General features: G+C 70.2%; 9 protein-coding genes. 2 read left to right on the top strand and 7 right to left on the bottom strand.

Annotation, left to right across the window (positions count from 1 at the left end):
• Complete coding sequence (locus Dac01nite_RS05260) at nt 1-375, bottom strand: DUF4260 family protein (protein WP_203653933.1); 375 nt, start codon at nt 373-375, stop codon at nt 1-3.
• 109 nt (nt 376-484) lie between these two features.
• On the opposite strand from Dac01nite_RS05260, the gene Dac01nite_RS05255 reads away from it, so the two are divergent.
• The gene (locus tag Dac01nite_RS05255) at nt 485-1,345 is read left to right on the top strand and encodes an SDR family oxidoreductase (protein ID WP_203653931.1); all 861 of its coding nucleotides are present in this window, start codon (nt 485-487) and stop codon (nt 1,343-1,345) included.
• 95 nt (nt 1,346-1,440) lie between these two features.
• Here the strand turns inward: Dac01nite_RS05255 and dnaE are convergent, their stop codons facing one another.
• On the bottom strand, nt 1,441-4,983 hold the full coding sequence (gene dnaE / locus Dac01nite_RS05250) for a DNA polymerase III subunit alpha (protein ID WP_203653929.1): 3,543 nt from the start codon (nt 4,981-4,983) through the stop codon (nt 1,441-1,443).
• 287 nt (nt 4,984-5,270) lie between these two features.
• Between dnaE and hrpA the strand changes: the two genes are divergently transcribed.
• On the top strand, nt 5,271-9,488 hold the full coding sequence (gene hrpA / locus Dac01nite_RS05245) for an ATP-dependent RNA helicase HrpA (RefSeq protein WP_203653927.1): 4,218 nt from the start codon (nt 5,271-5,273) through the stop codon (nt 9,486-9,488).
• 135 nt (nt 9,489-9,623) lie between these two features.
• Here hrpA and Dac01nite_RS05240 read toward each other — a convergent pair whose 3' ends face one another.
• The 5 genes from Dac01nite_RS05240 to Dac01nite_RS05220 form a co-directional block, all read right to left on the bottom strand.
• Nucleotides 9,624-10,121 carry a GNAT family N-acetyltransferase gene (locus Dac01nite_RS05240; RefSeq protein WP_203653918.1) on the bottom strand — a complete coding sequence of 166 codons (498 nt, stop codon included), beginning with the start codon at nt 10,119-10,121 and terminating at the stop codon, nt 9,624-9,626.
• Nucleotides 10,122-10,125: 4 nt separating this feature from the next.
• Nucleotides 10,126-11,043, bottom strand: a complete 918-nt coding sequence (locus Dac01nite_RS05235) for an RluA family pseudouridine synthase (RefSeq protein WP_239066531.1) — start codon at nt 11,041-11,043, stop codon at nt 10,126-10,128.
• Complete coding sequence (gene lspA / locus Dac01nite_RS05230) at nt 11,036-11,644, bottom strand: signal peptidase II (protein WP_203653914.1); 609 nt, start codon at nt 11,642-11,644, stop codon at nt 11,036-11,038. Before lspA ends, Dac01nite_RS05235 begins: the two co-directional genes overlap by 8 nt.
• A complete protein-coding gene (locus Dac01nite_RS05225; RefSeq protein ID WP_203653912.1) occupies nt 11,641-12,093 on the bottom strand; it encodes a TraR/DksA family transcriptional regulator in 453 nt (150 codons plus the stop codon). The genes lspA and Dac01nite_RS05225 overlap by 4 nt, the downstream gene beginning before the upstream one ends.
• A gap of 114 nt (nt 12,094-12,207) precedes the next feature.
• Nucleotides 12,208-13,077 (bottom strand): DivIVA domain-containing protein, encoded by an 870-nt coding sequence (locus Dac01nite_RS05220; protein ID WP_203653911.1) that lies wholly within the window; start codon nt 13,075-13,077, stop codon nt 12,208-12,210.
• Between the last annotated feature and the right edge of the window lie 40 nt (nt 13,078-13,117).

The following is a 13,117-nucleotide window of genomic DNA, read 5'->3' as shown; positions in this document are numbered from 1 at the left end:
TCATTCCGGGGTGTGACGCCCCTTGCCGATCCAGCCCAGGTGCGTGTGCTGGAAGCTGTCGCCCTCCTTCAGTCCGTAGCCCAGCGCGCGATCGACCGCAACGTGGAAGGCCCATGCGAGCGCGAGCAGACCGGCCCATCGGGCATCGACCGTGAGCGCGACCACCGCCAGCACCGCCGGACCCCAGTACGAGTGGACGGCGTTGTAGGCCTGGGCTCCGGCACGCGGGCTGATCAGGTAGCCGAGCGCGCTGAGGTCGAAGGCCAGGAAGAGCGCGAGCAGCCACCACCAGTCGTAGCCCAGGACGAGGGTCGTGACGATCACGGCGATCGCGATCACGGCATTCTCGGCGCGCTGCCAGGACACGGTGGTCATGGGGTCACGCTACCGGTCCATCCAAGCGGCGATGCTAGGTTGTGGCGCATGAAGACCCTGTGACCTCACCCCTGCTCCGCACCCACCCGCGACCCCACAGGACTCCTTCATGACTCATCTCCCCCTCGCCGGCCAGACCGCACTCGTCACCGGCGTGTCCCGACGCCGCGGCATCGGCTTCGCCGTGGCGTCCCGGCTGCTCGCCGACGGCGCGTCCGTCTTCATTCAGCACTTCGCTCCACATGACATGGAACTGCCGTGGGGCGGTGATGACATCGAGGCGCTCATCACTGAGCTGGAGGTGCTGCGCTCCCCTGGCGCCGCAGTCGGGCATACAACGATGGATCTGCGCGACCCGGACGCACCCGCAGCACTGGTGCGCCACGCCGCGGCGCTCACCGGAAAGCTCGAGATCCTGGTGTGCAACCACGCCAAGAGCGGGGATGACGGCTCGATCCACGACATGAACGCCGAGCGCCTGAGCGCGTTCTGGGAGACCAACACCCGGGCGACGCTGCTTCTGACCAGCGCATTCGCCAGCCTGCACGGCGGCGCACCAAGCGGCGCACGCCCTGGCGACCGCGCCACGCGCGATCCGTTGCCCGGACCGATGGGTCACGTGATCTGGATGACGTCGGGGCAAGGAGACGGGGCGATGCCAGGCGAGGTGGCCTACGCAGCGTCGAAGGCTGCGCTCTCGGGCGTCACCGCCACCGTCGCCGCGGAGCTCCTTGAACTCGGCATCATCCTCAATACCCTCAACCCTGGCCCCGTCAACACCGGCTATCTCGACTCGGACTCCACCGACCGTGACCTGGGCCCGATCGACGAGTGGCGAGAGCGCACACCCTTTGGACGATTCGGCGAACCCACTGACCCGGCGCGGTTGATTGCGTGGCTGGTGTCCGATGAGGGTTCGTGGGTGGTGGGCCAGGTGCTCAAGTCGGACGGCGGGCTGAGCCTCTACTGATCGAGGCCATGTGCGGCCGTGGCTGACCGATAGGAGACGCACGGCCAGCGAGATCGACACTCACGGACCGATGGGACGCTCAGGTGAGCGAGGCGTCACGCCGGGGCGAGACAGCTGGGGCCGAACGCCGCCTTGAGGTCTCCGTAGAGAGCGCTCGAGCGAGCCACGCGGAACTCGTCGCCCAGGCGCATCGTCACGGGGTCGCCGGAGCCGGTGAGCACCATCCGCACCTCGACGGAGCCGGGGTGCGAGCGCAGGATGCCCTTGATCTCCTCCACCATGGGCGGGTTGACCCGCGCGGCCGGCAGCGTGATCGACACCGGAGAGGTGTCCACCACGTTGAGGTTGGGCACGCGCAGCTCCACCGCGCTGAACTGGAGGCCGCCGTCGCCGCGCTCCCGGGCGCGCACCTTGATGGCGACCACGGCATCGTCCGCCAGGTCCCTGGCGTAGGTCTCGTAGGTCTTGCCGAAGAACGAGATCTCCGTCTCGCCGCTGAGGTCCTCGAGGGTGACGATCGCGTACGCGTTGCCGGACTTGGCCACGCGCCGGTCCACGCGGGTGACGAGGCCTGCGAAGGAGACCTGCCCGCCGTCCGCGACGCCGTTGGCGGGCGTGGCGTTGAGGATCTGATGCGAGGCCTCGGAGCGAATGATGTGGTCCAAGCCCGCCAGCGGGTGATCCGAGACGTACAGGCCCAGCATGTCGCGCTCGAGGTTGAGCTTGGTCTTCTTGTCCCACTCCTCGAGCTGCGGGACCACCACGGTCACTCCCCCGCCCAGGTCCGCGTCGCCGCCGAACAGGTCGAACTGGCCCGTGGCCTCCTGTCGCTTGACGCCCACCACGGAGTCGATGGCCTGCTCGTGCACCGCGTTGAGCGCACGCCTGGTGTAGCCCAGCGAGTCGAAGGCGCCGGCCTTGATGAGCGAGTCGATGGTGCGCTTGTTGCACACGGTGGCGGGCACCTTGTCGAGGAAGTCCTGGAAGGACTCGAACGTGCCCTTGCTGTCCCGGGCCTCGATGATGCCGGCCACCACGTTGGCACCCACGTTGCGCACGGCCGTGAGGCCGAACCGCACGTCGGTTCCAACGGCGCTGAAGTTCGCGATGGACTCGTTGACGTCCGGCGGCAGCACGGTGATGCCCATGCGGCGGCACTCGGCGAGGTACAGCGCGGACTTGTCCTTGTCCGTGCCCACCGAGGTGAGCAGCGCCGCCATGAACTCCGTGGGATAGTGCGCCTTCAGGTACGCAGTCCAGAACGACAGCACTCCGTAGGCCGCGGTGTGAGCCTTGTTGAAGGCGTAGTCCGCGAACGGGACCATGGTGTCCCACAGCTTCTTGATGGCCTCCTCAGAGAAGCCGTTCTTGCGCATGCCGGCGCTGAAGGGCTCGAACTCCTTGGCCAGCACCTCGGGCTTCTTCTTGCCCATCGCGCGGCGCAGCAGGTCTGCGGCGCCCAGCGTGTAGCCCGCGACGATCTGCGCGATGCGCTGCACCTGCTCCTGATAGACGATCAGCCCGTAGGTGACGTCGAGCACCTCCTTGAGCGGCTCCTCCAGCTCGGGGTGGATGTAGTCCACCTTCTGGCGGCCGTTCTTGCGCTCGGCGTAGTTGGTGTGCGAGTTCACGCCCATGGGCCCGGGGCGGTACAGCGCCAAGACGGCGGAGATGTCCTCGAAGTTGTCGGGGCGCATCTGGCGCAGCAGCTGGCGCATCGCGACGCCGTCGAGCTGGAACACGCCCAACGTGTCGCCGCGGCCCAGGAGCTTGAACGTCTCCTCGTCCGCGAGCTCGAGGTCCTCGAGCACCAGCGGCTCCTTGCCGTTGTGCTCGATGTTGTAGAGCGCATCGTCCAGGATCGTGAGGTTGCGCAGCCCCAGGAAGTCCATCTTGACCAGCCCCAGGCCCTCCGCCGTGGGGTAGTCGAACTGGGTGATGACGGCGCCGTCCTGCTCGCGGCGCATGATGGGGATGATGTCGATGAGCGGGTGGCTCGACATGATCACGCCGGCGGCGTGCACGCCCCACTGGCGCTTGAGGCCCTCGAGACCCTTGGCGAGCTCGACCACCTGGGGGGCGTCGGGGTCGGTCTCGAGCAGCTGGCGGAAGTCGCCGCCCTCGTTGTAGCGCGGGTGCTCGGGGTTGAAGATGCCGTCCAGCGGCATGTCGCGGCCCTGCTGCGGCTCCGGATAGGCCTTCGTGAGCTGCTCGCCCAGGCTGAACGGCTTGCCCAGCACGCGGGTCGCATCCTTGAGCGCCTGCTTGGCCTTGATGGTGCCGTAGGTCGCGATCATCGCGACCTTCTCCTCGCCGTACTTGTCGGAGACGTAGCGGATCACCTCGCCGCGCCTGCGCTCGTCGAAGTCGATGTCGAAGTCGGGCTTGGACTCGCGCTCCGGGTTGAGGAAGCGCTCGAAGTACAGCTGGTGGACCAGCGGGTCAATGTCCGTGATGCGCATCGCGTAGGCGGCCATCGAGCCGGCGCCCGATCCACGTCCGGGCCCCACACGGATGCCCTGCTCCTTGGCCCACTTGATGAAGTCCGCGACCACCAGGAAGTAGCCCGGGTAGCCCTTGTCCGTGATGACCTCGATCTCGAGGTTGGCGCGGTCCTGGACCTCGCCGGGGATCGTCTCGCCGAACCGCTCGTGCAGGCCGCGCTGGACCTCCTTCACGAACCACGAGGTCTCGTCCTCGCCCTGTGGCACGTCGTAGACCGGCATGTAGTCGGCCTTGGTGTTGAACTCGACCTCGCACTTCTCCGCGATCTCGAGGGTCGAGTCGCACGCCTCCGGGAGCTCGCGCCACAGGTGGCGCATCTCCTCGGCCGACTTGAGGTAGTAGCCGTCGCCGTTGAAAGCGAAGCGCTTGCCGCCCTGGTCGTAGGTGGGCTCGTTGAGGTTGGAGCCCGACTGCACGCACAGCAGCGCCTCGTGCGCGACCGAGTCCTCCTTCTTCACGTAGTGCGAGTCGTTGGTCGCCACCAGCGGCGCGCCCAGCTGGTGCGCGAGTCGCAGCAGGTCCTCGCGCACGCGGCGCTCGAGGTCCAGCCCGTGGTCCATGAGCTCGACGTAGAAGTTCTCCGCGCCAAAGATGTCCTGGAACTCGCCGGCGGCCTTGAGCGCCTCGTCGTACTGTCCCAGCCGCAGGCGTGTCTGGACCTCTCCGGACGGGCAGCCGGTGGTCGCGATGATGCCCTTCGCGTACCGCTGCAGCAGGTCGCGGTCCATGCGCGGCTTGTGGAAGTGTCCCTCGAGGGACGCGTACGAGGACATGCGGAACAGGTTGTGCATGCCCTCGGTGTTCGCGGCCCACATGGTCATGTGGGTGTACGCGCCGTTCGCGGAGACGTCGTCGCGCTCCTGACCGCGCTCTCCCCACTTGACTCGAGTCTTGTCCTGGCGGGCCGTGCCGGGGGTCAGATAGGCCTCGACGCCGATGATGGGCTTGACCCCGTGCTCGCGACCCTTGGCCCAGAAGTCGTAGGCGCCAAAGATGTAGCCGTGGTCCGTGGTCGCGAGCGCCGTCTGGCCCAGGTCCTTCGCGTGCGAGAACAGGTCGTTCAGCCTCGCCGCCCCGTCCAGCATCGAGTACTCGGTGTGGACATGGAGGTGGACGAAGTCACTGCCGGGCATGGCCCCGATTCTAGGCGCGGCGACGGACACGAGACCCCACCTCGGGGACAGTTCGAGCCAACCTCCGCGCGACACGCCGCGAGACCACGGCCGATGCGCGGGAGGGCTCGGCGTGTCGGCGTCACGGTGGTGGGAGGCCGTCGCGCAGCACCGCACCACACGGCTGTGACGGGAGTGGCGAATGGGACTTCTGAGCACCACCTCTGGACTCACCCGCCACACCTGTCACGGGCGCGTGGTGGGCGGTCGTGCGAGGGTGGCGGGACGGAGCGCGGGACCTTGGGACAATGGCTCACGTGAACGAGCCGTCCCCCCGTCCCGAGCGATCCCGCGCGCCCCGCGGTGACCGCCGGTCCGGGCGACGCGGGGGCGGCCAGCGCGACCCGCATCGGCCGGTCGCGCGGCGCGAGCTCGAGGCGGCGGCCCGGGCGCGCGGGGCCGTCGAGGTCCCGCCCCTCGCCTACCCGCCGGAGCTGCCCGTCAGCGCCAGCCGCGAGGAAATCGCCGCGGCCATCCGCGACAACCAGGTGGTGATCGTCGCAGGCGAGACCGGCTCGGGAAAGACCACCCAGCTGCCCAAGCTCGCGCTCGGGCTGGGTCGCGGGCGTGCCGGGCAGATCGGCCACACCCAGCCCCGTCGCATCGCGGCGCGCTCGGTCGCGGAGCGCATCGCGGAGGAGCTCGGCACCACCCTGGGCGAGATCGTGGGCTACCAGGTGCGCTTCACCGACCAGTCCAGCGAGCGCACCCTGGTGAAGGTCATGACGGACGGCATCCTGCTGGCGCAGATCCAGCGCGACCCCGACCTGCTCGCGTACGACACCCTCATCATCGACGAGGCCCACGAGCGCAGCCTCAACATCGACTTCCTGCTCGGCTACCTGACGAACCTGCTGCCGCGCCGCCCCGACCTGAAGATCATCATCACCTCCGCGACCATCGACTCCGAGCGCTTCGCGCGCCACTTCGCGCCGGGCGGCCCGGTCCCCTTCGAGACGGAGACGGCCGATGCGCGCCTGGCCCCCGTGGTCGAGGTCACCGGGCGCACGTACCCGGTCGAGATCCGCTACCGGCCACTGGCGGGCGACAAGCGCGGCGAGGAGAAGGACCAGGCCACGGGCATCGTCGACGCGTGCCACGAGCTCATGCGGGAGGGGCCGGGCGACATCCTGGTGTTCCTGTCCGGCGAGCGGGACATCCGGGATGCGGCCGATGCGCTGGCGGCGGACCTGGGCCCACGCGCCCGCGATCCGCGTCACCCGCAGGCGGTCGAGCTGCTGCCGCTGTTCAGCCGCCTGAGCGCGGCCGAGCAGCACCGCGTGTTCGAGCGGCACGCAACGCGGCGCATCGTGCTCGCGACCAATGTGGCGGAGACATCGCTGACCGTGCCCGGCATCCACTACGTCGTGGACCCCGGCACCGCGCGCATCTCCCGGTACTCGAAGGCCACCAAGGTGCAGCGGCTGCCCATCGAGCCCATCTCGCAGGCCAGCGCCAACCAGCGCTCCGGGCGAGCGGGGCGACTCGCGGACGGCATCGCGATCCGGCTGTACGCCGAGGACGACTTCGAGGGCCGGCCCGAGTTCACCGAGCCCGAGATCCTGCGCACGTCGCTGGCCTCGGTGCTGCTGCAGATGATCTCCGTGGGCGTCGTGGAGGGCCCCGAGGGGATGGCGTCCTTCCCGTTCGTCGAGCCGCCGGACACGCGGGCCATCCGCGACGGCGTCAACCTGCTCACGGAGCTGGGCGCGCTGGAGCTGCGCGACGGCCGCACGCGGCTCACCGAGGTGGGCCGCACGCTGTCGCGCCTGCCGATGGACCCGCGCCAGGCCCGCATGATCGTCGAGGCGCAGCGCCACGGCGTCGCGCGCGAGGTCGCGATCATCGCCGCCGCGCTGTCGATCCAGGACCCGCGCGAGCGACCCAGCGAGGAGCGCGAGAAGGCGGATGCGCTGCACCGGCGGTTCGCGGATCCCGGTTCCGACCTGCTCGCGTACCTGAACCTGTGGGAGTACCTGCGCGAGCAGCGAGCCGAGCTGTCCGGCAACGCGTTCCGGCGCCTGTGCCGCTCCGAGCACCTGAACTTCCTGCGGGTGCGCGAATGGCAGGACGTCGTGGAGCAGATCCGCCAGACCGCGAAGCCGCTGGGGATCCGGATGGAGCGCAAGGAGGCACAGCGCTCGGGCGATGCGAAGCCGTACGGTGACGCACACCGCTATGTGTGGGACGCGGACGCCATCCACCGCTCGGTGCTCGCAGGCCTGCTGTCGCAGCTGGGCATGCAGGACACCGCCGAGCCCAAGGCCTCGCAGTTCTCGCACCTCAAGGGCGGCGCGCGGGAGGCCGCGATGCGGCGGGCCAAGAAGCAGTCCCGCAACGAGTACCTGGGCGCGCGCGGTGCCCGCTTCGCGATCTTCCCTGGATCTCCGCTGTCCAAGAAGCCGCCCGCGTTCGTCATGGCAGCTGAGCTGGTGGAGACCAGCCGGCTGTGGGCGCGCGACGTCGCGGCCGTGAACCCGCAGTGGGCGGAGGAGCTCGCGGGCGACCTCGCCAAGCGCACCTACTCGGACCCGCACTGGTCCAAGAAGCGCGGCGCCGCCGTCGCGACGGAGAAGGTGCTGCTGTACGGCGTCCCGATCGTCGCCGACAGGACCGTGCTGTGGGGCCGCATCCAGCCCGCCGAGGCGCGCGACCTGTTCATCCGCCACGCGCTCGTACAGGGCGAGTGGGACTCCCACCACCGGTTCTGGAAGGACAACCAGCGCCTCATGCAGGAGGCGGAGGAGCTCGAGGCGCGGTCCAGGACGCGCGGGCTCATCGCGGACGACGACGCGCTGTTCGACTTCTACGACGAGCGCCTGCCGGACACGATCGTGTCCCAGCGCCACTTTGACCGCTGGTGGAAGGACGAGCGCCGCCGCTCCCCCGAGCTGCTGACGCTGACCCTCGACACCGTCGCCCCCGAGCACGAGGACATCGACACGTCGCTGTTTCCTGCGGTATGGCCGCAGGGCGACCTGACCCTCCCGCTCACGTACCAGTTCGAGCCCGGCAGCGACGCGGACGGCATCACGGTGCACATCCCCGTGGCCGTGCTCCCCCGCGTCACGCCCGACGGCTTCGACTGGATGGTGCCGGGGCTCGCCGACGATCTCGCGACCGCCACCGTGCGCGCGCTGCCCAAGCCGGTGCGCAGGCTCCTGGTTCCCGCTCCGGACGCGGCGCGCGACGTGGTCGCCTGGCTCGCCCGCGAGACGCCCGCGTGGGAGGACATGGCGCGCGCAGGCGACATGGCGGAGCCCTACCGGGACGCCTTCACGCGCGCCGTGCGCGCGGTGCGGGACGTCGAGATCCCGGCCGATGCGTGGGACGGCCTGGAGGAGCGCCTTCCGGCTCACCTGCGGGTCACCTTCAGGGTCGAGGACGAGCGCGGGCGCGCGCTGGACGAGTCCACGGACCTGGTGCGCCTGCAGCGCTCGCTGGCCCCCGCCGCGCAGACGGCCGTGCAGAGCGCGGTGTCACGAGCCGCCGATGCCGTGGGCCGGCGCGCGGGCACGCCCAGCCCTGCGAGCGCGACGGAGACCGTCGAGCCGGACGCCCGGCCCGCATCGGCCGCCGTTCCCGAGCAGGCGCAGCTCCGCACGTGGCCGGACCTTCCCGGAGGCGCCATCCCGGACGAGGTCACCGGCACCGTGGGAGGCGCGACCGTGCGGGGCTACCCGTCACTGGTGGACGAGCAGGGCGGCGCGGCTCTGCGCGTGCTCGCGGACGCCGCCGTGCGAGAGGCGTCGCACCCCGCTGGCGTGCGGCGCCTGCTGCTGACCGAGTGCGCTCTGGGCACCAAGCGGATCACCACGCGCTGGTCCCCGCAGCAGTCGCTCACCCTGTCCGCGTCGCCGTATCGCACCACGGATGCGCTGGTCGCAGCGCTGCAGGCGGTGGCGGTGCGAGCGCTCACGTCGGGACCCGAGGTCGACGCCGGCGCCGTGCGCGACGCCGGTGCCTACGAGCGAGCGCGCGAGCACGTCCGGGCAGGGCTCGAGGACGAGGCGTACCGGATCGCGGGCCTGGTCGCTGACGCCTTGGCCGCGTACCGCGACCTGGACGCGGCGCTCTCCGGCGCCACGTCGATGGCGCTGCTCGCGGTGGTCGCCGACCTGCGGTCGCAGTCGAGCGCTCTGGTGGGCGAGGGCTTCCTCGAGCGCACTCCCCTGGACCGGCTCTCCCACCTGCCCCGCTACCTCAAGGCCGCCGCCCTGCGCTTGGACAAGGCGCAGTCGGATCCGAACCGCGACGCGGCGCTGATGTGGCAGGTGCGGGAGGTCAGCGACGAGGTGGCGACGGTGCGAGCCGCCGTCGAGAACGGCCGGCCGGATCCAGAGCGTGCGGCGCGGCTGGAGCGTGCGCGCTGGATGATCGAGGAGCTGCGGGTGTCGCTCTTCGCACAGGGCCTGGGCACCTCGGAGCCGGTGAGCGACAAGCGCATCCGGGCGCTGCTGGCCTGAGCCCGGCGCTACCGCCGGCCGCTCAACACACAGCCGTGACGAGAGTGATGCACGAGACTCGAGGGTCACCACAGGCGCCCCACCAGTCACACACTCCACAGCCGTGTGTTGAGCGGCCGGGCAAGGCCGGCGTTCCTACGCGGTGAGGTCCTTGTACGCGTCGTGGTGCGAGATGCCCTCATCCAGGTACGCGTCACCGTGCGCGGTGTACCCGCAGCGCTCGTAGAACGGCATCGCCTGATCCTGCGCGGAGAGTTCGACGCGGACCCGCCCGTGCGCCCCGTGCCGCTCGAGAGCGGCGGCCTCGAGCGCCGCCATCAGCGCCCGCCCTGCCCCGGTGCCCCGTGCATCGGCCGTGACCGCCAGCCGCCCGATGTGCGGGTTCGCCGGGTCCATCGCGCCATGACCCGAGCCTTCGCCGTGGGCAGTGTCGGTGTGCGGCGCGAGCAGCCGCCCGGCGCCCAGCGGCGTGCCGTCGTCGGAGTACGCGACCAGGTGAAGCGTGCGGGGATCGTCGTCGAGCCAGTCGCGCTCGCCCTCGGGCGACACTCCCTGCTCGTGGACGAACACCGCGAAGCGCACGGCCAGCGCGTCCGCGAAGTGCTTCTCGGTGGTGACGGTCTCGATGCGCATGCGCTCAGCCTCGCAGGATCTCCAGCGCCGCGGCCAGGTCCTCGGGGTACTCGCTGCGGACGCGCACCTCGCCGCCCTGCGTGGGGTGCTCGAACGCGAGCTCGTGCGCGTGCAGCCACTGGCGCGTGAGCCCCAGGCGCTTCGCGATCGAGGGGTCTGCGCCGTAGGTGAGGTCGCCCACCAGGGTGTGGCGCATCGCGGTCATGTGGACGCGGATCTGGTGCGTGCGCCCGGTCTCGAGGTGGATCTCCAGCAGCGACGCGGAGGGGAACATCTCGAGCACCTCGTAGTGCGTGATGGACGGCTTGCCGTCTTGCGTGACGGCGAACTTCCAGTCGGAGCTGGGGTGACGGCCGATGGGCGCGTCGATGGTCCCGGCGGTGGGGTCCAGGTGGCCCTGCGCGACGGCGTGGTAGACCTTCTCCACCGTGCGCTCCTTGAACGCCGCCTTGAGCGCCGAGTACGCGGGCACGGACTTCGCGACCACCATGAGCCCGGAGGTGCCGACGTCGAGCCGGTGCACGATCCCCTTGCGCTCGGCGGGGCCAGCGTCGGCGAGCGTCACACCGGCCGATGCGAGTCCCCCCACCACCGTGGGTCCGGTCCAGCCGGGCGAGGGGTGGGCTGCGACGCCCACGGGCTTGTCGACCACGACGAGATCGTCGTCCTGGTACCGGATCAGCAGGCCGCCGGGGATCTCGGGCTCGGGACCCGCCTCTCGCTCGTCAGGGATGTCGACGGCGAGCACGCCGTCGCTGACGCGGTCCGACTTGCCCAGGGTGCGTCCGTCCAGAGCGACGGCACCGGCGGACAGCAGCTCTGCGGCCTTGGTGCGTGACAGGCCGAGCATGCGAGCCAATGCCGCATCCGCGCGCTCGCCCACGACCGCGTCGGGGACGGGCAGGAATCGGGTGTCAGCCACGAGGCTCGCTGGGGCTCGCGGCGGAGGGCGCGGGCTCGGAGGCATCGATCGCGGCGGACGATGCGCCGGTCGCCTCGGACGGCGTCGCCGCATCCGCGGACGGCTCGCTCCCGTCGTCCCCCGCAGACCCGACGGGGGCCAGCAGCGGCGTGTGCATCATGCCCAGCACGAGGACGGCCACGGCCGCGCCCACGATCGCGATGTCCGCGACGTTGCCCACGAACCAGCCGTTGTAGTTGATCATGTCCACGACGTGGCCCTGACCGAAGGATGGGTCACGGAACAGGCGGTCGATGAGGTTGCCGATGGCGCCGCCCAGTCCGATGCCGAAGATCCACACGGCTGCGTTCGACTGGGCGCGGCGCGCGTAGTAGACGATGCCGGCCGTCACGACGAGCGCGATGATGGTCATCACCCAGGTGTAGCCGTCACCCAGCGAGAACGCGGCGCCCGAGTTGAACACCAGCTGGATCGACAGGAACTCGCCCAGGACCTCGTGAACCTCGTAGGGCTCGAGCGTCTCGAGTGCGATCTGCTTGGTGGCCTGATCGACCACCACTACGGCGAAGGCGACCAGCCAGAGAGCTGGTCGCCAGGTCACCGCCGCTCCTCGCGCTGCTTGCAGGTGACGCAGTGGGTCGCGCGAGGGAAGGCCTGCAGACGAGCCTTGCCGATGCCCTCTCCGCACACCTGGCACGTGCCGTAGGTGCCGGCGTTGACGCGACGCAGCGCGTCGACGCTCTGCTCGAGCATGTCGCGCGTGTTGTTCACGATCGACATCTCCTGCTCGCGCTCCAGGGCGGTCGAGCCGGCGTCGGCCTGATCGTCCCCCGCGCCTTCGGAGGTGTGGAGAAGGTCGTCCAGCTCGTGCTCGGCGCCGTGGAACTCCTGCACCAGGCGCTCGACATCCGAGTTGAGGGTCTTGACGATCGCGCGGAGCTCCGCGACCTTCCAGGGCTCGTCGCCGTCGCGCACCGTGAGCTTCTTGGCGTCGGCCGCCTTGAGCTCCGCCGGGTCGACGACCACGATCGTCACGTCAGTACTGGTCATGCCTCATCCTCGAATCTGGGTAGTGACGAGAGACTAATCCCGTTTGCCCGGCATCGCAAAGCGCCACGCCAGCACCGGACGCGCACCCGTGTGCGCGATCGTCAGAAAATCGTGTCAGCGCTGCTCGTCGCCGGCCTGCTGCTCGTCGGCTCCGAACGACTGCGCCACGTTGCTCGTGGGGCTGTAGCTGGATCCGCCCCAGGGGGTGGGGGCCTCCTCCTGGGCGGAGTCCTGAGCGCTGTCCTGGTGGCGCACCTGGGCCCACGGGCTGTCCGCGGCCTTGGGAGCGCTGTCGCCGTCCTGAGCGGAGGGGACCGACGCGGAGTCGATGGACGAGGCGGACTCGTCCGCATCGTCGCTCTGACCGAAGCCGCCGTCGAACGCGGGCGCGGACGCCGGCGCAGGCGCGGATGCGGCGCTGGGCGCGTCAGCCTTCGAGCCGTGGTCCAGGTCGCCCAGCAGGTTCTCGAGGTAGCTCTTGAGGCGCGCGCGGTAGTCGCGCTCGAAGCGACGGAGATCGTCGATCTTGCGCTCGAGCTCGCTGCGCTCGCTCACCAGCTGGTCCATGCGGTCCTTGGCGTCCGTCTCCGCCTGCTCGACGATCGTCTCGGCCTTGTTCTTGGCCTCGTCGATGATGCGGTCGCGCTCCTCCTCGCCTGCGGACACGTACTCGTCGTGCAGCTTCTGGGCCATGGCGAGCATGCCGGTGGCGCTGGGAGGGGTGGGATCCGTCGCGGCTGCGAGCAGACCACCCTCGGTCGACGGCGCGGGCTCGGGAGCCGAGGGCTGCGACGGGGTCGTGGGAGCGCCGGCCTGCGCCTGAGCGAGGCGCTGCGCGAGGTCGTCGCGCTCGGCGGTCAGCGACTGGATGGTGTGAGCCACCTCGTCGAGGAAGTCGTCGACCTCGTCCTGGTCGAACCCCTCGCGGTACTTGGTCTTGGAGAACGCCTTGTTGAGGACGTCCTCTGCGGACAGCAGTGCCATGTGCAAACCACCTTCGTGTCTCTAATGCTGCCGGTAGCCC

This window comes from Demequina activiva, assembly GCF_016862815.1.
Taxonomy (GTDB): Bacteria; Actinomycetota; Actinomycetes; order Actinomycetales; family Demequinaceae; genus Demequina; species Demequina activiva.
This window is presented reverse-complemented; position numbering and strand designations above follow the sequence as displayed.